General features: G+C 66.8%; 10 protein-coding genes, 1 tRNA gene and 1 pseudogene. 2 read left to right on the top strand and 10 right to left on the bottom strand.

Going from position 1 to position 19,631, the window contains the following annotated elements:
- Positions 1-34: 34 nt before the first annotated feature.
- The 10 genes from LJ754_RS13515 to LJ754_RS13470 form a co-directional block, all read right to left on the bottom strand.
- On the bottom strand, positions 35-2,788 hold the full coding sequence (locus LJ754_RS13515; RefSeq protein WP_227926980.1) for a helix-turn-helix transcriptional regulator: 2,754 nt from the start codon (positions 2,786-2,788) through the stop codon (positions 35-37).
- Positions 2,785-5,547 (bottom strand): LuxR C-terminal-related transcriptional regulator, encoded by a 2,763-nt coding sequence (locus LJ754_RS13510; RefSeq protein WP_227926979.1) that lies wholly within the window; start codon positions 5,545-5,547, stop codon positions 2,785-2,787. Before LJ754_RS13510 ends, LJ754_RS13515 begins: the two co-directional genes overlap by 4 nt.
- A gap of 251 nt (positions 5,548-5,798) precedes the next feature.
- Positions 5,799-7,982, bottom strand: coding sequence for a helix-turn-helix transcriptional regulator (locus LJ754_RS13505; protein ID WP_227926978.1), 2,184 nt, complete (start codon positions 7,980-7,982; stop codon positions 5,799-5,801).
- Between the two features lie 467 nt (positions 7,983-8,449).
- Positions 8,450-11,140: a helix-turn-helix domain-containing protein gene (locus LJ754_RS13500; protein ID WP_227926977.1), complete on the bottom strand. Its 2,691-nt coding sequence runs from the start codon at positions 11,138-11,140 to the stop codon at positions 8,450-8,452.
- Between the two features lie 16 nt (positions 11,141-11,156).
- Positions 11,157-13,766 (bottom strand): helix-turn-helix transcriptional regulator, encoded by a 2,610-nt coding sequence (locus tag LJ754_RS13495; protein WP_227926976.1) that lies wholly within the window; start codon positions 13,764-13,766, stop codon positions 11,157-11,159.
- A 446-nt stretch (positions 13,767-14,212) separates the two neighbouring features.
- Complete coding sequence (gene pth / locus LJ754_RS13490) at positions 14,213-14,800, bottom strand: aminoacyl-tRNA hydrolase (RefSeq protein WP_227914127.1); 588 nt, start codon at positions 14,798-14,800, stop codon at positions 14,213-14,215.
- A 66-nt stretch (positions 14,801-14,866) separates the two neighbouring features.
- Entirely contained in the window at positions 14,867-15,475 is a 609-nt protein-coding gene (locus LJ754_RS13485) for a 50S ribosomal protein L25/general stress protein Ctc (RefSeq protein ID WP_227914126.1), read from the bottom strand.
- A gap of 262 nt (positions 15,476-15,737) precedes the next feature.
- Positions 15,738-16,721 (bottom strand): ribose-phosphate diphosphokinase, encoded by a 984-nt coding sequence (locus LJ754_RS13480; RefSeq protein WP_227914125.1) that lies wholly within the window; start codon positions 16,719-16,721, stop codon positions 15,738-15,740.
- A complete protein-coding gene (gene glmU / locus LJ754_RS13475) occupies positions 16,718-18,226 on the bottom strand; it encodes a bifunctional UDP-N-acetylglucosamine diphosphorylase/glucosamine-1-phosphate N-acetyltransferase GlmU (protein ID WP_227926975.1) in 1,509 nt (502 codons plus the stop codon). The genes LJ754_RS13480 and glmU overlap by 4 nt, the downstream gene beginning before the upstream one ends.
- Before the next feature lie 84 nt (positions 18,227-18,310).
- A tRNA-Gln gene (locus LJ754_RS13470) sits at positions 18,311-18,382 on the bottom strand.
- A 142-nt stretch (positions 18,383-18,524) separates the two neighbouring features.
- Between LJ754_RS13470 and LJ754_RS13465 the strand changes: the two are divergent.
- Positions 18,525-19,109, top strand: a pseudogene (locus LJ754_RS13465) (TetR/AcrR family transcriptional regulator); the annotation flags it as partial.
- 6 nt (positions 19,110-19,115) lie between these two features.
- Positions 19,116-19,568, top strand: coding sequence for an NUDIX hydrolase (locus LJ754_RS13460; RefSeq protein ID WP_227927034.1), 453 nt, complete (start codon positions 19,116-19,118; stop codon positions 19,566-19,568).
- Positions 19,569-19,631 lie beyond the last annotated feature (63 nt).

The raw sequence follows: 19,631 nt of genomic DNA, 5'->3' as shown, positions 1-19,631 counted from the left end.
TCAGGACGGAAAAGGCTGGTGGCGGAGGCACTTCCTACAGCAGCGAACTGCTGCGGTGCCCGGGCTCAAGCGCCCGGTAGGCGGACTCCAGATCCGCCCGGCGGCTAATCCCGAGCTTCACGTAGATGCGGTAGACGTGCCCCTCCACGGTGCGCTGGGAGAGGGTGAAGTGGGCGGCAATGTCCTTGCTGGTTGCCCCGGAGAGCAGCAGTTCCACAATCTCGTGTTCCCGCCGTGTCAGTCGGACCAGGTGCAGGGACGGGCTCAGATATGAGACGGTGACGCCTGCCAGTTCTTCCCTGCGCCGGCGCAGCTGCTGGATCAGGGCACGCTGGCGCCGGAGATTGCCGTGGTTTCCGTAGAAACGGATGGCATGGCCAATGCTCTCCACTGCCACGAGGTATTTCTGCGCGCGGATGGCATCTTCGGCCGCAGCCACCATGCGGTCCGGGTTGCCCGAGGCGACGGCTACGGCGTACGCATGCAGGGCTTCCGCTTCGCCGCCTTCAAAGTCGGCGGTCAGCTCGGCAAGGCGTCCCGCCTGGGCAAGATCGCCCACCGCCAGGCACAGCTCCAGGATGTCCTTTTCGGTGCTGCGCAAGCCTGCTTCCCGTGCCTGCGCAGCGAGCACCGCAAGGTGCCCGGAAGTAGGACCCTCCGTGGATTGGGACGCTTCGGCTGCCGCCGCGTAAGCCTGCGCGGTCAGCCAAAGGTGCACCGGCCCCCGGTAGCGGGACCCTTCGACCTGGGCGGCGAAGCCCGCTGCCGGAGTGCCGTCGGCAACTACGGTGGATGCGTAGCCGGCCAGGCCCAGGGCATAGGGAAGCAGCAGCTCCGGGTCCCTGTCCCGCAGCGCTTCCACGGCAGGCCGCAACCGGCGCAGCCCTTCGTGCAGCCGACCCCGGTGGATTTCAAGGGCCGCTTCAAAAACTCCCAGGGTCCCGCCCAAGCTGATCAGCAGGTGCTGCGGACCAGCGTGCATCCTGGCCAGGAGCTGGTCCAACTGGGCATAACGCCCGGAGTGAAGCAGGGACTGTGCCTGCCGCACGAAAACGAAACCGGAATAGCTCTGCAGTTTACCGTCGGCGGAGTTGAGCAGATTCGCTGCGGACAGGGCGTGTTTCAGGGCGGCACCCACTTCGCCGCACGCGGCCAGAACTTCAGCGTAAAGACCGTGGGCTACCAGCAGCCGTTCTCCGTCCGCGTGGCTGCGGGCTGGAGACTCCTCCTTGACCAGTTCCGCAAGCTGCGTCCGGGCCCGGCTGAAGTCTCCTTCCATCACCAGCGCCGCGACACGCAGGACTTCCGTAGCCGCACGCACCTGTGCGGGCACTGAGCCACCTGCGCTTTGCCGCGAAGCTACTTCCGCGGCAGCTGCCAACCACCGGTCGGCCATCAGGGGAAGTTCCGTGCTCCGGCCGCTGGTCTGGCGCAGCAGCAGCGCACCGGTGAAGGAAGCCCGGTGCAGGCTGTCCTGGTCCCATCCCGTGCCGATGCCTTCCCGGATTCCTTCTGCCAGGTCCTCCAGCCTGGCACGTGCCCAGGAGTAGCTGCCTTGCTGGGCACAGGCGACAGCAAGTTCCACCTCGGCTGCGGTTCGGAAGGGCAAAGCGTGAACCGCTGCGGCGAAGCGCTGCCCGCGGACGGGGTCGCCGGCACCGTTGGCCATCCGCGCGGCTGACAGCAGTTCTTCCGCCCCCAGGCGTTCACCGCAGTCCAACGCCCACTCGGTGCGGCGGAGGACGGCGCCGGTCTCGTGGTCCGGTTCGGGTCCTGACACCGGGGTGTAGCGGGCGAGCACCCGTGCACGGATCTCCGCGCTGCGTGCCACCGGCACCAAGCTGCGGATGATCTCCGCGTGCAGGGGCTGCACCAGATGCGCCGACTCGTCACGGTCGGGAAGAATCTCCAGGAGTCCGTCGATCACCAGCGAGCGCACCGCCTCGTCGTCGGCCACCGCCGAGACCACCGCACGCGGCAACCGGCCTGCCAGAGCCACCGTCTCAAGCACATTCCGTTCTGCCGGGGTCCGTGCCGCAAGCATTCCTTTGACCAGGTCCACCAGCGAGGTGTCGACGCAGTCCGGTTCCTGGGTGAGGAACCAGGCCCCGTTGGCCTCCACCAGCCGGCGCTGCCGCTGTGCGCGGCCAAGCAGTTCCTTGACATAGAGCGGGTTGCCCCCGGACATGCGGCTGAGCAGCGTGGAGGAGGCTTGCAGGAGGGGGCCGCCGAGGACGCTGACGCAGAACTCATGGACCGCCTGCCGGGACAACGGTCCCAGGTCGATCCGGGCCAGCAGGCCGTCACGGGCGAGCGACAGCAGCTCATGGATGCGGGGAGCCCGCGCCCGGGAAATCACCATCAAACGCAGTTCACCGGACATGGCCAGCTGGGTCAGCAGGTGGGCACTGGCCTCGTCAATATGCTGGGCGTTGTCCACGACCAGCAGGCTCTGCATGCCGCTGGTCTCAGTCAGCCGCTGGAAATGCGCCCGTACGGTCCTCAGCACTGACAGCGGGGATTCCATCTCCGCCGCCGTGGCCGATCCCAGATAGGTGGACAGGATGCCGTACTGCATGGTGGACAGCACGGGGCTGCCGCAGACGTAGTAGGGCGCCATGATTGAGGCGAGCCGGTCCGCTGCCTGTTCGGCCAGGGAAGACTTTCCGATGCCCTCGGCACCGAGAATGAGAACCCCGCGCAGGCCCGGGTCCAGCAGCCGGCTGGTTACTTCGGCTAGTTCGCGTTCGCGGCCAAACAGCTGCCGGTCGTGCCCCCATAGTGTCATTTCTTTGCCCCTGACTGTTCCGCGATGGTCCGTGCCAGTTCCCGCCTGCTGCCCACATGGAGTTTCGAGTACACCTGATACAGGTGCCCTTCCACCGTCCGGACGGATATGCCCAGTTCCTCGGCGATTTTCTTGTTGCTGGTGCCGGCCGCGGCCTTCCGCGCAATCGAGCGTTCCCGGGCGGTGAGCGCGCCGAGGAATTCGTCGGCCGCCTCGGCGGCCGGATCCGGGGCTGCCACCCGGCGGCTGCGGTGGATGAAACGGACGGTCGCCCGGTCCCCGGCGCCGGAGGCGATACCCAGCGCATGTTCGGATATTTCCCGGGCCAGCATCACGTGCCCCGAACCAGAGGCTATTTCCGAGGCCCGCAGGAGCAGTTGCGCGTCGGCGTTGCCCAAACCCTTGGCGTAGCTTTCGCAAAGGGAGGCAAAGTCCCCTTGCTGGTTGGCGGCAACGGCGAGAACGTCGTCCAGGCTTTCAGCATCCCCCAGCCGCATGGCGGTGATTCGGGCCAGCAGCTCGTAGGCGTAGGCACCACGGCGGTGGTCCTGGGCCGCGAGGGAGGAAAACCGGGTGCTGCCCGTTTCCGCTCCCAGCGCAGCCTCGGCCAGGGCGGCGAAGTGGCGGGCTCCCCGGCGTACGGCCCAGGGGCCGCCGTCGGCTGCAGCACGCTGCATCTGCAGGTACTGGCGCGCGGTTTCCGTATGGCCTTCCACCGCGTGGCAATACGCTGCGGCTGCCGCGGCGAGCGGCAGGAATGCTGCCGGTCCGGTGACGGCAAGCTGGTTGACCGTGGCCGTTAGCGCCGGGAGCGCGGCGTCCGGCCGTCCGGCGAAGGCATGCAGCAAACCTTCTGCCAATTCCGTGTAGCTGCCTTCCATACCGGCTGCGGCCGATCTGGCCAGCAGCCGCCCGCATGCCGGGAGGGCGCCCGTCAGCAGATACGTGTGCAGCAGCCGGCCCACCACCCTGGCCCGCGTCCCCGGGCTGATCTGCGCATTTTCCAGCAGCTTTTCCACCTTCCCGGCCAGTTCGACGGCGTCGTCCTGCCGGTTGGTCATCCCCCACGCTTCGCAGCGGAATGCTGCCCGTTGGATACCGAATTCCGGATCCGCGCCCGTGTCCTGCCGGTCGAGCTCGGCCAGGTAGGCGATGTTTTCCTGGAACCGTCCGTGGGCGGAGTGGCATTCCGCCCGGGCTGCGGCGAGTTCACGCCTCAACTCGGCAGTACCGGCAAGGTGCTGGTCGAGTCCCGCCGCTTCCTGCTCTGCCTGGGCGAACAGGTCGGTGTGGCGCATCCTGGCGGGTTCGGCGGGGGCATCCGTTGAGCGCGGGTCCCGCAGGCCGGTGGCCTCAATGCACAGCACCCTGCTTTCGGCCAGCAGGAGGCGGACGCGTTCTTCCCGGGAGGGCACCTGCTCACCGCCCCTGAACCGGGCGAGGACCCCCAAAGCTGCACCGTATTCGCCCTGCGCCGTCCTCGCACGGGCCAATTCGACGACAGCGCCGGCGCTGTCACCGGATCCGGCCGCCGCGGTGAGCAGCCGGATTGCCGTTGCGGGGTCCTGTGCCGCAGTGGCCCTGCGTGCTGCGCGTACCGCCAGCTCCGTTGCGGGGATTTCGCCGATGTCCTCAAGCCAGCGTGCAAGCACTACGGGATCAAGGACAAAACCTTCCAGGGAGTTCAGCGAGGGGCCGAGCTCCTCAAAAAGCAACCGCTTCCGCGAAGTGCTCAGCCCGGCCCGGATGGAGCGCTCCAGCACAGGGTTGCTCACCAGCACATCGGGAACAGGGCGGGCATCAAGGCTGACCAGCCGGCGTTCCTGGAGCTCGTCAAGTTCAGTACTGTCCAGCTGTCCCAGCGCCACCGGCAGCGGCAGCGACCCCGCCATGGCCAGCAGCTGCAGCAGCTGTGTCTGTGCAGCGCTCAGTCCGGTGAGGACACCCAGGACCGCGGCGGCAACCCGGCCGCCCCGGATTTCCTCCCCATCGGCGAGTATCCAGGTGCCGTTGTGATGCCTAAGTGCTCCGGCGTCCTCGAAATCGTGCCGGGCCAGTGCCAGCAGGTGGGGATTGCCGCCGGCGTAACCGCACAGCGCTGCCGCGGCCGCCCGGGAAACGGCCCCGCCCAGTAATGAGGCGAGGTAGGCGGCGGCTTCCTGCACGTCCAGAGGTTCCAGGTCAACGCGGGCCAGAATGCCGTCGCGCCACAGCCCCGTGAACTCGCCCGGAGCGGAACTGAAGTCGCGGAAGGCCACAAGCATTCCGGCGCTGCGGTTCAGCACCATCTGGGTCAGGACCATGGCGGAGAATTCATCCAAATCCTCGGCGTTGTCCACGGCGAGCAGCACGGGCCGGCCACCTGAACGTTCCCGGACCAGCTGGGTCAGGCCGCGCAGGATCATGACAGGGTGGGTGGACAGTTCCGGTTCCAGGTCCGAGAGCAGGAACGTCAGGGCACCGAACGGGGTCCGGCCGGCGAATTCGGAACCGCGGACCTGGACAACGTACATTTCATCCTGCAGGTGCCGGAGCACGTGCTGCATCACGGCTGTCTTCCCGATGCCGGTGTCTCCCACCAGAACGCAGCCCGTGCCCTGGGCGGTCCCGGAGAGTGCTTTCAGGATTTCCTCCAGCACCGCGGTCCTGCCGACGACGGCGGGCGGGGGCTGGAGGCCGGAACCCGGGTCGGGAGGCGGGCCCTGGACAGGTCCGGTGTGAAGGGGGGTGGAGGTCGGCTGATCATCATGAGGCTGCACTTTGAGACCCGTTCCTGTCGATTCAGGTTCTGCTGTCCAGTAGTTGAAGCCCGGCGTCCGCCGTAGGGGCCGAACACCTGCGCCACTGTTGCGCACCAGAGTAGGAACACGACTGCAGCGGTACACGAGTAGCGTCCCCTAGTTGCCTTACGTGGTTACTTGGAAATGCGGCCGCATAAAGGTGTCGGCCTACGTGTTCGCGCTCTTCGCACCACCTGTATGGGCAGAAACGGGAGGATAGCGGCCCGGCGTTAGGCTTCCGCGCGTTCCGTCTCCAGGCATTCACGCAGTTCAGCCCGTCCCGAAACGCGGAGTTTCGAGAAGATGCGGCCCAAGTGCCAGTCCACGGTGCGGGGTGAGAGATGCAGCCGTGCGGCCAGGTCCGAGCTGCTCTCCCCCGCTGCGGCTCCCACCGCGAGGGCGCGCTCAAAATCCGACAGCTCCGGCAGCCGATCTGAAACGGAGTTGGCTGCCAGCAGCATCCTGAAGCTCGCGTTTTCGATCCGCCGCGCAGTGCGAAGCACCGTGCGGTCGGAGTGCGCCCGGGCCAGGCGCACCGCCCGGCCCGCCGCTTCATGGGCCAGGAGGTAGTGGCCAAGGCTGTAGGCAGTCCGGGCCGCACGGAGCATACCGAGGCGGTCTGAATCGGCGAGCCCGGCGGCCAGGTCCGAATACATGGCAGCAGCAGCGCCGTTGCACGCGGATGCCGCTGCCCTCAACTCCTCAACCGCGCCGGCGGTTCCTTGAAACGCTGAAACGGCCAGTACCAGCAACTGCAACGCGGATTGGCCGGCAGCCGCCGTGCTGCCGGTATTCACCGTTTCACCGCTGCCGTCTTGAACGCTGCCTTCTTCAACACTGCCTTCTTCAACACTGCCTTCTTCAACACTGCCGGTATCAACGCTCTCCGGCCCGAAGAACCCGTCCGGAACGCCTCGTACGGTGCACAGCCGGCCCAAGGCACCGGCGAGGCCCTCGGCTGAGTCCCTTTGCCAGGTGTCCCGGAGGTCGGGTTCCCGTGCACCTGCTGCCTGTTGTTCCGCCGGTGGCTGGGACGCCGCCAGGTAGGCCCGTGCAGCTTCGGCGTCGTCAAGCAGGACACAGGCGTAGGCCGCGGCCGCGCTCGCCAGCGGGATTATGTCCTGCGTCCTGTTTTCCTCGAGCTGGGCAAGGGAACGCTGCAGATAATCGAGGGCCTTGTCCGCCCTTCCCCCGAGCACCTGCACGATCCCCGCACACAAATCATTGCCGCCGGGCAGCTCAACGCCCTCCGTACCCGCCTCGGTCCGGGCCAGCACGTCCGCTGCCAGCCGCAGCTCGCCGCACCGCAGGAACACGCAAAACAATTCCGAAAGCAGGTCCCTGCGCCGGACGCTGTCCTCAAGGAGCAGGTCCAGGCCTGCCCGGGCCGCTTCGGTAGCCTCAGCCCAGCGGCCGCTGCGGGACAGTTCCACGGCTTCCCGGACCGCGTTCCGGGCCGCTGCCTCTTCGGGAAAAGCGTTTGGACCGCCGCGAATCCGGCAGGTTGCCTCGGCTGCGGCCACCCGGGACCGGATCTCTTTGGCCCGCCCGTGCGGCACCAGCGCTGCTGCAGCTCCAGCGAGCAGCGGGTCCTTCAGACGCAGCGTCCGGACCGGGCCCGAGTCCGCAGCAGCCAGAAGCATGTCTTCCAACCGCTCCACGGCAGCCGGATCGGCAACCTCCAGGATCACGGGCGCGGGCAGCCCGCCGGAAACCGCCAGTACATCCACGGCATACCTTTCGGCCGGGGAAAGGCCGCGGATTTCCGTTTCCACCCGTTCGGCCAGGGCACCCGCGTAGGACACGGCTCCGGTCCAGACCCAGGTACCCCTGCGGCGGCGCACCGTCGCGGCCTGCACTTGTTCCTGGAAGAACAACGTGGCCAGCAGCGGATTCCCCCGGGTCCGTTGCTGGACTTCCGCCACCAAGCGGCTGGATACCGGGCCGGCGGACAAGTCTTCCAGCAAGGTCCGCGTCCCGGCCGTTGGCAGCGGGCACAGGTCTTCCTTGTGGACGGAGCCGTCTGCCGACCAGCGTACAAACTCCTCCGGGCACGCGGAGAAGTCCCTGACTGTTGCCAGCATGAGGGTGTATCCGGCACGGCAGAGCTGGAGGAGGACGGCAGTGGTGGACACGTCCAGGTCCTCTGCGTTCTCGATTGCCAGTACCAGGCGCCGTCCCCCGGCTTTTTCCGCCAACACTCCGCGGACGAACTGCAGGACAAACACCGGATTGGACAACGCTTCGGGCGGAAGCTCGCTGAGCAGCCAGAACAGACCGCCGAACGGTTTCCCTGACCAGGCAGCGGCCCCCCGCAGGCGCAGCACGGAAAATTCCCCGCCCAGTGCGCCAAGGATGTGGGCCATCACAGTGGATTTACCGGTTCCGTCAGCGCCGGAAATGACCACGCTCATGCCTTGATTGAGCGCATCCAGTGCGGAGGCTGCACTGCTTTGCACCTGTGCAAGGGGCGGCGGCTGGAGGTGATGTGCCGGTGCGGACAGGGGGTTTTGGTCGCTCGGGCGGGCCAGGCCTGGGCCGGCAACATCCATCGAATGGCTCCATCTGTCCACCGGGTTGCATGCACCAGTGCGCTCAGAATATCGGGTGCTGTCTACCAGCTAGGGGGAAGGAGCCGGCGGCGGCTGGGGGGACGCCCCGGTCTCAGAGGGCATCGACGCCGCCGGCTCCGTTTGTGGGACCCGAAGTCCGGGTACAGCTGCACGGGGCCCTGCGGTTATCCTCCACAACCCCCGTCGGAGAAAACCTTCAGAGCCTCGAATTGCACCGCTGCACCCTCGAACCTCAAGTAACGCTCATAACGCTACGAACCCCGGAAACGCTTTGCCCGAGTAAAACCTACTGGTGTTTGGTGGGCAAACTACTCGCCGCGCGGCGGCGGCTTCCAGCCCGCGGCGGGGTTGCGCAAGGACGGGAACCTGGCTTTGAGCTCATCGCGCCGGCTGATCCCCAGTTTTTCGTACGTACGGTATATGTGCCCTTCCACGGTCCGCACGGAGAGGTCCAGCTGGCCGGCTATCTCTGCGTTGCGGTAGCCAGCGGCAACCAGTTCGGCAACATCGTGTTCCCTGCGGGTCAACCCGGGCAGGGAGGAATGTCCGTTCCCACCCTGTTTTCCGACCAGCCGCTGGATGCGGTTCAGAACCGCACGGTCAGAACCTTTCCGTGCCAGCCGCAGCGCTTCGAGCGTGCACTGCCGGGCCAGCAGCAGGTCCATTTCAGGTTCCCGGCTGGTCGCCAGCGCCGCCAGTGCGTTAACGTCCTGGTCCAGAACGGCACGGGCGACTCGGTTAACCACCGGCGCCTGCGGTCCCTCGAAACCTTCGGTAATCTTCAGCAGCCGGCCGGCGTCGGAAAAGTCGCCCAGCCGCATGGCGAGGTGGCGCAGGGTGAATTCAATGGCGGTGAAGGAGGACTCCTGAGCGGCGGCGGCCTGCGCCCGCAGGTTCCGGGCGGCAGCGTCGTCCGAGTCCTTGGCCAGTTTTGCTGCGCTGAGGATGCCGGCGGCGAGTACCTGGTACTGCCGGGGACCGTGCGACTGCACCTGTTCAGCCGCTTGCTGCAACCTGCCCGCCTGTTCGCGCTGGCCCAGGCTGGCTGCGGCAAAGGAGCCAAGTCCAAGCGCGAGGGCAAGCACGCCTTCGGGATCGTTAGCTGCCTCTGCTTCCTCGACCGCCGCCGCAAAATGCCGTGCGGCGTCTTCCATGGCGCTGGAGCGCAGGCTGCACAGTCCCAGCGCGAAATCAGCCATCCCGCCGGAATGCAGCAGCGATCGCTGCGCCGAGGAGCCGGCGGTCCCCACGCACCGATGCACCTCTTCCCACTGCCCAAGCCAGACCAGGATGGTGAGGTGCCGGTGCAGTACAAACGGGTAATAAGGAAGCAAGCCGGAGCCTTCCCGCTGCAGCAGCGCCATGGCCGCACTGCTGTGGGTCAAGGCTGTTACAGCGCGGCCAGTAGCCACCAGCACCTCCGCCAGGAGGGCTTCGACGAAGAGTACGGCCTCGGCATCCTCCGCGGCCCGAGCCCGCAAGTCCACGAGTTCGGACTCGGCCCGGACATATTCCCCCTCCCGGACCGCTTCCAACACCAGAAGCATTTCCGGACCGCCGCGGGCCCGCGCCACAGCCCCTGGCGGCTCCACCGCCGATAAACGTTCGATCGCCTGGCGCCACGCAACGGAAAGCGGCCGCACCCATGCGTTATCCCCGCCTGCCCGCATGGCCAGCTGGGCATGCACCACTACCGCTTGCTTGGCTGTGCGCAGGTCCGGCGCTTCCTCGAGGGTGCCCTTAGCTGCGGCTGCGGCAGCTTCATATTCACCCAGCTGCAGAAGTGCCCGCGCTTCCTGCAACCGGGCCGGGACCAGGGTGCCGCCGTCGGGCACGGCAGATGCTGCCCGAAGGGCGAGCCGCGGGTCGGACCGGTTATTCGCTGCTTCGGCCGCACGCAGCAACCCGGCCGCAGGGACTTCGGTTCCCAGGGACAGGGACCAAGCCACCCAGCGCAGCAGGCTTTCCTCCCCGGTTCCCGGCACCTGGCCGTCGAGCTTCCCCAGCAGGCGCGCACTGCGTGCTGCCGGGACCAGTTTCCGTATTGCTTCCCCGTAGATCGGGTGCAGGGGACGCAGCGACTGCGCGTTCCCCGCATCCCCGCATACCTGGATCAACAGAGCTGCGGCCAACCGGTCTATGGAGCGGTGCATGCCCAACCGGAAGGCTGCCGCCAGGTCGAACGGTTCCGCAAGGCAGATCGTTTCCAGCGCCGAGCGGTCCTCCGGGTCCAGTGCCCTCAGCCGGCCCTTGACCAAATCCGCCACACGGCCACCCACCGGCACTTCGGCCTCGGACACCACCCAGATACCGTGCCGCGGGACCAGGAAACCACTCCGGATCGCCTCCTCGATCAAGGCGAGGAGGTACACGGGGTTACCGCCGGTGAGCCGGGACAGCTCAACGGATGCAGTGGTGGCAACCTGCCCCGGAAGTTCTTGCTCGCACAGCGTGTGGACCTCATCCTCGGTGAGGGGAAGCAACCGGTGGCGGGTGAGCTGGCCGTCCCACATGTGCGGCAGGGTCCCGGCAACGTCTGCGAAAGTGCGGGTAAGGACCAGCAGCCTGATCTGTGCGGCGTCGAGCAGTTGGGACAGCAGGTCAAGGGTCGGCTGGTCCATCTCGTGGGCGTCGTCCACTATGAGCAGGGGGGCGGCCGGGCTGCCGGCCGGTTCTGCGGCGTGCTCGCCAATGCCCAGTTTGCCCATGATTGCGCGCATCACGGCCAGCGCCGATCCTGTTTGCTCCGGAGTAATGTCGGGTAAAAGCGCCGCCAGGGCTCCGTAGGGCACCGCGGTCAACGCGGGGCTGGCGTACACCCAGTGCACGGGCATAGCGGTTTCCAGTTCTTGGGCGGCGGCCGCCGCCACAGCGGTCTTGCCCAGGCCCGCTTCGGCTGCAATGACCGCCCCGTGGCCGCCGGGGCGGCGAAGGCTTTCAAGCACGCCGGAAAGGACATCGTCCCTGCCCGCCAGTGCCCGCGGGTTCGACCCGATCATGCGATATCCCCCGTTCCTAGGCCAGTACCTCGGCCAGCTCCGCGCGTCCGGAGACGTGGAGCTTCGCAAAAATCTTTCCCAGGTGCCACTCGATGGTGCGAGGCGACAGGTTCAGTTCCCGGGCTATTTGCGAGGTGGTGGCCATCGTAACGGCACGATGCGCAAGATCTGCTTCAAATTCACTTAATTCGGCCAGCGTTTCTGCCCGCCCGCCGATGTGCTTCATCCGCCGCAGGCTCAGGTTCACCAAGCCCCGGGCCATCCTGGCCAGTCCGCGTTCATCTCCTCCCGGGGCGGCAGCCAGCAGCTCCGAGGCGGCGCTGGCCGCGTCCCGGCACAGCAGGTGCTGGCCCAGGGCGGTAAAGCCCCTTGCCGCGCCAACCAGCAATGCCGGGTCATCCTTGAGCAGGCCGGCTGCGTACAGCGACAACGATTCCGCGAACCTGCCCTGCGAGCTGTCGGCCGTTTCCAGCATTTGCCCGGCTGCGGCCTTGTCTTTTGCCCGGACTGCTGCTGACAGGAACAGCAGCGCGGGCGCGGCGCACCCTGTGTCCAGGGCCGAAACCGCCGCTTCGCGCAGCAACCGGCAGCGGCTATCCGGGTCCGGTTCTTCCGCCAGGATCGCGAAGTACTTCCTCTGGAACCCCCGGAAATACGGTTCCCGGAACCGGGTTGTCCCGGCATTGAGCGGTGTGCCTGCCGCCGCCCGGCCCTGCTGGACACGGACGTAGCCCGCGAGGATGCGGGCCAGTGGGAGCATCTCCTGCGGATCGTGGACTTCCAATTGTCCGATACCGCCGGTGAGCGCCTCCCGCGCAGCGCCGTCCTGCCCCTGCCATACCGCGAGCACCGATACAGCCAGCTCGCCTGCGCTGCCCTGATAGGACGGCCGGACGCCGGTGTCGTCGAAGAGCTTTACGAACTCCGCGCCGCGCTCGAGTTCTCCGGCGAGGATGTACGTGTCGAATACCCTGGTACATATTTCCTCCGCATTTCCGGCGCCCCCGCTGCCTGCACCCGGCGCGTAGTCAGCAGGCCTGCCCATAGCGGCCAGGGCGGCCATCGCGTCGCTGCCCCGGCCTGCCAGGGCAAGCGCGTTGGCGTGCAGGGCACGGGCATGGGTGCGGATGCCGTGGCTCAACCGCAGGTCACGGGTCAGCGATGCCAAGCCGTCCGGCACGGCCGATACGTTTCCGCTGTCAAGTACCAGTGCGCTGCGGGCAATAACCAGCGCCGCAGCAGCTTCAGGCCCGTCGCCCTGAGGCGGTCCGGAGATTTGGACGCCGGCCAGTACGGCATCCGGGTCTGGCGCGTTAAACCGCGCCAGTGCATAGGCGTACTCCGTCATCAGCGGCACGTAGCTGTCCCTGTCCCCGGGGTCCGGCCGGTGCTCCCCGACTGCACGGACCACCCCCTCAAAGTCCCCCGTGGCCCGGAGCGCTCGGACTTCTTCGAGGACCAACCCCTGTGTCCGTTCACCGGCCGCCGTTCGGGACAGCAGCAGTGCCGTGGCCGGGTCGCTCCGCCCGTTTGCTGCTGCAGCCGCCGCCTGCAGGACGGCGGCCGGGCCGGGAGTTCCCCCACAGGAGATGGCCCAACCCACAAAGGCAACCAGTTCCGGCGGAGCCAAGCTGCCCTGGTCCACCAAAACGGACACGTCATCCCACAGCTCCCGCCGCCGCCCGGGAAGCATGGTCGCTGCGATGACTGTGCCCACACTTCCGCCAGCAAACCGCACAGCGGCCCCGGCGTCTTCGACCCGGATCAGCTGGCGCTCCTCGAGGGAATCGACAACGCCGGCGGGCACCAGTTCGAGGACGGTGGGCAGGGGAAGGCTGCGTGCAAGGGCCAGGACCTCCACGAGCCGGCGTTCCTGCGGGGCCAGCCGGTCCAGCATCGCGTCCACCACTTCTCCCACGTCCCCGGTGCGGACAAAGGAACCCGTCCTGACCCATACGGGACCCCGGCGCACCAAGGTGCCGGAGCGGACCTGTGCTTCGGTCATGAGCCGGATGAAACGGGGGCTGCCCTCTGTTTCGTGCCACATGGTACCGGCGGCAAGGGAGGAGACGGCGCCACCGAGGATCTGCTGCATCAGCTGACGGGTCTGCCGCTCGGACAATGGCTCCAGGGCTATCCTTGCCAACAGTCCTTCGCTCCACAGGTCCATCAATTCGAACCCTGACTCCCAATGTGCGGATGCCGCTGCGACCACCGCTACGCTGCCGCGGCGGAGCAGTTGCGCAAGCACCATGCTTGAGAAGCGGTCCAGCCGGTCTGCATTGTCCACGGCAAGGAGTATCCGCCGGCCGCCCGAGCCCGCTGCCAGGGATGAGTCCAGCTCGCGGAGCAGCTGCAACGGGCTGCTGACCGCTGCTTCGGGAAGCCCGCCGATCAGAAACGCCAATGCGCCGTAGGGGGTCTGCGAGGAAATCGGAGTTCCCCTGACGTACAGGGTGTGGAAGTCTTCCCTCAGCCGCTCAGAAACCGCTTTGAGGACAGCAGTCTTACCGAAACCCGCCCCGCCCAGGACCAGTGCTCCGCGGCCTTCGACCACCGCCGTGCATATTGCGTCGAGGGCGTCGGCACGGCCAACCAGATCGTCAACAGCCGACGCATTCTTCATCGCTCAAGCCACGCCCCCCAAAAACGCACGCAGTACCCGGACCATGGTCCCCAATACTGCAGCTGTCGGTAGCTACTGGTCAGTAGAGGCGAGCATACGCGCGGCCCTCCACCCCGTCCAGTACATACAAAGACATGAACCAGGGAAGGTCCGCGAGGCGCTTATTCCATGGCGACAGGGCGGCGCGAGGTGTACCCTGCCCAGGCCCATACCGGCAGGGCCGTGGCCGTGAGGAAAAGCCACATGTAAAAGGGACCGACGCCGGGATGGGGGTGGCCCAGTCTCGGAGGCCTCCCGACGTCGGCCCCGTATTGGGAGCCCTTAAGGCTGCTTCCATTTTAGGCCCGGCACCGGAAGCGAAACAATGGTTCGGGCCGGTCCGGGGCGCTGGAAAACTACCCCAATCCCTGGACGCTGCTACCTAGGGCCGCCATGGGAAGGAACCCTTAGGAAACAGCGCCGTGGAACTTCTGCTGGGCTGCGAGAAGCCCGTCAGCCAGGAGCATTTCCACCGCATCAGCGGCGTCTCCCACCAGGAACGGCAGTTCCTTGGCTTCGGCGCCGGAGAAGTCCTTCAGCACGTAGTCCGCGGTATCCATCCGGCCCGGCGGTCGCCCGACGCCTACGCGTACCCGCAGGTAGTCCTTGGTGCCCAGGGCCCGGCTAATGTCCCGCAGGCCGTTGTGTCCGCCCTCGCCTCCGCCGAGCTTGAGCTTGACGGTATTGAAGGGGATGTCGATTTCGTCATGGACGGCGACTACATGTCCGGGATCAATGTCGTAGAACCGGGCCAGGGCGGACACCGGTCCGCCGGACAGATTCATATAGGTCAGTGGCTTGGCCAAGACCACCCGGGGGCCGCCCAGGCTGATCCTGCCCTCCAGGACGGCGGCTCGGGTTTTATGGGACTTGAACTTCCCGCCCATGCGCGACGCGAGTTCATCCACGACCATGTTGCCGATATTGTGCCGGTTACGGCTGTAGCCGGGCCCGGGGTTCCCGAGCCCGGCTACAAGCCAGGTGTTGCTGTTCACTGCGGGTACTGCTCCTTCACTGAGAACCGGACGGCTCCGTTACGGGGAGCAGGCCCCGGAAGTGGGTTACGCTTCGGCGCCGACTTCAGCGGCTGCAATGGCAACCTCTTCGTCAGACGGGGTGCCCAGGTCCTGGACGGTGGACTCGGAAACGTTGATGACCATGGTTTCGGGATCCAGCAGCAGCTCGACGCCGGCCGGCAGCTCCAGGTCCTTGGCGTAGATGTGCTCGCCGGCGGTGCGGCCTTCAATGTTGACCACGATGGTCTCCGGCAGCGAGGTGGCATCTGCGGCAACCAGGACCGTGTTGGCTTCCTGGTTGTATACAGCGGTGCCGGGAGCCAGTTCGCCTTCAACGTGGACGTTGACCTCGACCTCGACCTTTTCGCCCTTGCGGACGGTCAGCAGGTCGATGTGCTCGATGATCTGCTTGATCGGGTCGCGCTGGATATCCTTGGCCAGGGCCAGGTGGGACTCGCCGTCGACGTCGATCTCCAGCAGGGCGTTGGAGGTGCGGACAGCCAGCGTGGTGGCCTTGGCCGGCAGCAGGATGTGCATGACATCGGCACCGTGTCCGTAAATGACTGCGGGGATCTGGCCGGCGGCGCGGGCCTTGCGGGCTGCACCCTTGCCGAAATCGGTGCGGGTGGTTCCTGCGAGCTTCTGCTCAGACATTGCTAACTCCTGTAAGTGGTGTTCCGTGGGTGCCGTGTCGGCTTTCCATGGGCGTAGGCGCCGGTTTCGGAACAGTGCACCGTACGGACCGGATCGGTCCCGTGTACGGCCAGAAGTTGCCAGCCACCGTCGATAACGGAGTCCGCCCGGATCATTCCGGGCCGCTCCCTCGCCTAGGCATCGGGGTTAATGCTACCAGCACAAGGACGCCCGCCCGAACCGAAGTCCGGGCGGGCGCCCTTGTGCGCGGAAAGGGATCCGCTTAGACCTTGCCGTCGAACAGGCTGGTGACCGAGCCGTCTTCGAAGACTTCCCGGATGGCCCGGGCGATCATCGGGGCAATCGAGAGTACCGTCAGCTGCTCGAACCGCTTGGCTGCCGGAATGGGCAGCGTGTTGGTGACCACCACTTCGCGGGCACCGGATTCGGCCAGGGTCCGGGAAGCGGGATCGGACAGCACCGCGTGCGTGGCTGCGATGATGACGTCCTTGGCGCCGGCTTCCTTCAGGACGCGCACGGCGCCGGCGATGGTTCCACCGGTGTCGATCATGTCATCGATCAGCACGCAGGTGCGGCCTTCAATCTGGCCCACAACCTGCTTGGACACAGCCTGGTTGGGCACCGTGAGGTCGCGGCTCTTATGCACGAAGGCCAGCGGCGCGCCGCCAAGGCGTTCGGCCCACTGCTCTGCCACGCGGACGCGGCCGGTATCCGGGGATACGACCGTGACGTTGGAGGCATCCACCCGGGTGCGGATGTAATCGGCCAGCAGCGGGATGGCCATCAGGTGGTCCACCGGGCCGTCGAAGAAGCCCTGGATCTGCGCGGTGTGCAGGTCAACGCTCATGATCCGGTCCGCGCCGGCGGTCTTGTACAGATCGGCAATCAGGCGTGCGGAGATGGGCTCGCGGCCGCGGCCCTTCTTGTCCTGCCGGGCGTACGGGTAGAACGGGGAAACCACGGTGATGCGCTGGGCGGAAGCCCGCTTGAGCGCATCGATCATGATCAGCTGTTCCATCAGCCAGTTGTTCAGCGGGGCCGGATGCGCCTGGATGACGAAGGCATCGGTGCCGCGGACGCTTTCATTGGGACGGACGTAGATCTCACCGTTCGCGAAGTCGTATGCGGCCAGCGGCAGCAGCTCCGTATCCAGGCAGCGTGCTATTTCCTCTGCCAGCTCTGGATGGGCACGTCCTGTGGCAAGGACGAGCTTCTTTTCACCCTTGGAGGTGATTTCGCTGCTCATTCGTGGTCGCTTTCTCGCGTGGGGTTACCTGTGGGGGAAGAAGCTGAAAGGGCCGCTGCGGCGGCGTCGGCGGCGGCGGTGCCGGCCCGGTGTTCGGCGACCCAGCCGTCCAAGTTGCGCTGCGGGGCGACGTTGATGGCCAGGGCACCTGCCGGGACGTCCTTGCGGACCACCGTTCCGGCTCCACTGTACGCCCCGTCGCCCACCGTGACGGGAGCCACATACATGTTGTCGCTGCCCATCCGGACGTGCGAACCGATGGTCGTGTGGTGCTTGTTTACGCCGTCGTAGTTGACGAAAACGGAAGCTGCGCCGATGTTGGACTGCTCGCCGATAGTGGCATCACCCACATAGGAAAGGTGCGGAACCTTCGAACCTGCACCGATATTGGCGTTCTTGGTTTCCACGAACGTCCCGATTTTGCCCTTGGCGCCCAGCACCGTTCCCGGACGCAGATAAGCGAAGGGCCCGACGGCGGCTCCGGCACCGAGGACGGCATCACTGCCGTGCGTGCGGACCACCGAGGCACCCTCCCCCACCTGGACGTTCGTCAGGGTGGAGTCCGGACCGACGACGGCGTCCCGGGCAACGCTGGTGGTTCCGTGCAGCTGCGTGCCGGGCAGGATGGTGACGTCTTCGGCCAGAGTGACGGTGGAATCTATCCAAGTGGTGGCCGGGTCGACAATGCTGACGCCGGCCCGCATCCACCGCTCCAGGACGCGCCGGTTATGTTCGGCATTGAGGGCAGCGAGCTGGACCCGGTCGTTGGCGCCTTCGACCTGCCACTGGTCCTCCGTCACCATGGCCGCGATCCGGCCGCCGGCGTCCCGGGCAATGGCCAGCACATCGGTCAGGTACATCTCACCCTGGGAGTTCTGCGTGGTGACCGATTCCAGCGCGCGGCGCAGCGCGGCGGCGTCGAAAGCGTAGATGCCGGAGTTGATCTCATTCACTGCACGCTGTGCGTCGGTGGCATCCTTGTGTTCCACGATGCCGGTGACCGTGCCGTCTTCGGCGCGCAGCACCCGTCCGTAGCCGGAGGGGTCGGCCAGCTTGGCGGTCAGCACGGTCACGGCGTTGCCGTCCGTCTCGTGCACGGCTACGAGGCGGCGGAGGGTGTCCGCTTCCAGCAGGGGTGCGTCACCGTAGGTGACCACCACCGTGCCGTCCAGCTCACTGACCGCATCCAGCGCGGAGACGGCCACCTGGACCGCACGGCCGGTGCCGGGAACATCGTCCTGGTCCACAATCACGGCGTCCGGTACATGCTCGGCGGCATGGGCCGAAACCAGGTCGCGTTCGTGGCGCACAACCACGGCCAGGAACCGCGGGTGCAGCGCTTCGGCGGCTGACAGTGCGTGGCCGAGCATCGAGATTCCGCCGACGGTGTGGAGGATCTTCGGGGTCCGGGACTTCATCCGCGTCCCGGAACCGGCAGCAAGGACAATAACCGCAGCCAAACCCTCCGCAGAATTCCCGTTGGTCCGGACATCGTTGGTGGTCACGAGATGGCGCTCCTTGGTGGTACGGCCGGTATGTATCAACAGCGCGGCAACCCCGGGAACATCCCGGAGGTCCGCCGCACAGTGTTCCGCCCATAGGATTCGAACCTATACTCCACGGCTCCAAAGGCCGGGGTGCTGCCATTACACCAGGGCGGATCTTGTGCCTGGCTAGCCACGCACACAAGAGTTTAGTCTGCCACGGGAGCCGATGCGTTCGCGAGTTGGCCGCAGGACGCCGCCGGCGGATGGGTAGACTGGAGCGGTGGTAAAGACTTCCGCCGGCGTTACACGCCTGCGTATGACCGGTGTCCAGCGCCGTGCCCAGCTGATCGAAGTGGCACGCAGCCTCTTTGCGCTGCGCGGACTCGACGGCGCAACCATCGAGGAGATCGCGGCCGCGGCCGGTGTGTCCAAACCGGTGGTTTATGAACATTTTGGGTCAAAGGAGGGTCTCTACACCGAAGTGGTGGAGGCCGAGTTCAACCGCCTGCTCGTTGCCGTTACCGAGTCCTTGAATGCGTCCGCGGGCCCCCGTGTCCTGCTGGAGCGGGCCGCCTACGCACTGCTGGACTACATCGAGAACCACACCGACGGCTTCCGGATCCTCACCCGGGACGCCCCGCCGTCGCAGCCGGACGGCACCTTCTCCACCCTGCTCTCCCGTATTGCCCGGGACGTGGAGCACATTTTGTCCAAGGAGTTCGGCAGCCGCGGCCTCAGCGCCGAAGTGGGCGGCATGTATGCGCAGATGCTGGTGGGAATGGTCGCCATGACCGGCCAGTGGTGGCTGGATTCCCGCACCCCCGACAAAGCCACGGTGGCGGCACACCTGGTCAATCTGGCCTGGAACGGGCTGACAGGCCTGCAGAAGGAACCGCAGCTCACGGGCATGGCGGGCGGGGCACCGTCCGTCGCTCCCACCGGCAGCGCAGACAGCTCCCCCGCCGTCCTCCGCCTTTCCGCCGTACTGGTCTCCGACGACGACGGCCGCATCCTCCTGGTCCGCAAGCGCGGCACCTCGCGCTTTATGCAGCCCGGCGGCAAGCTGGAGCCCGGGGAGTCTTTCGTGCAGGCCGCTGCCCGCGAAATGGGCGAGGAACTCGGGGTGCAGGCCGCCCCGGCAGACCTGACGGACCTTGGCCGCTGGTACGGCCCGGCCGCCAACGAGGAAAACACCTTCATTGACGCCGGGCTGTTCGCGTGGACCGTCCCGGCCGGCGTCGAACCGGCCGCCGCGGCGGAGATCGAGGAAATCCTCTGGCTGGCCCCGGCCGCCGCGGCGCAGCGCACTGACCTGTCTCCGCTGCTGGCCGAACACATCCTGCCCCGCATGCTGGGCTGAGCGCCCTCGTGAGCGTGCTCCAGAGCCGCTGGGGCTGAGCCGCTTGCGCCTGAGTTGCCCGGG

Source organism: Arthrobacter sp. zg-Y40 (assembly GCF_020731535.1).
Classification (GTDB): Bacteria; Actinomycetota; Actinomycetes; order Actinomycetales; family Micrococcaceae; genus Arthrobacter_B.
Note: the sequence above shows the minus strand (reverse complement) of the source record. Positions and strands in the feature narration are given on the sequence as shown.

Excerpts from the sequence above, each read along its gene's own strand:
- LJ754_RS13515 (WP_227926980.1), bottom strand. The coding sequence starts at position 2,788 with ATGACACTATGGGGGCACGACCGGCAGCTGTTTGGCCGCGAACGCGAA.
- LJ754_RS13505 (WP_227926978.1), bottom strand. The coding sequence starts at position 7,982 with ATGAGCGTGGTCATTTCCGGCGCTGACGGAACCGGTAAATCCACTGTG.
- LJ754_RS13500 (WP_227926977.1), bottom strand. The coding sequence starts at position 11,140 with ATGATCGGGTCGAACCCGCGGGCACTGGCGGGCAGGGACGATGTCCTT.
- LJ754_RS13495 (WP_227926976.1), bottom strand. The coding sequence starts at position 13,766 with ATGAAGAATGCGTCGGCTGTTGACGATCTGGTTGGCCGTGCCGACGCC.
- LJ754_RS13485 (WP_227914126.1), bottom strand. The coding sequence starts at position 15,475 with ATGTCTGAGCAGAAGCTCGCAGGAACCACCCGCACCGATTTCGGCAAG.
- LJ754_RS13480 (WP_227914125.1), bottom strand. The coding sequence starts at position 16,721 with ATGAGCAGCGAAATCACCTCCAAGGGTGAAAAGAAGCTCGTCCTTGCC.
- LJ754_RS13460 (WP_227927034.1), top strand. The coding sequence starts at position 19,116 with ATGGCGGGCGGGGCACCGTCCGTCGCTCCCACCGGCAGCGCAGACAGC.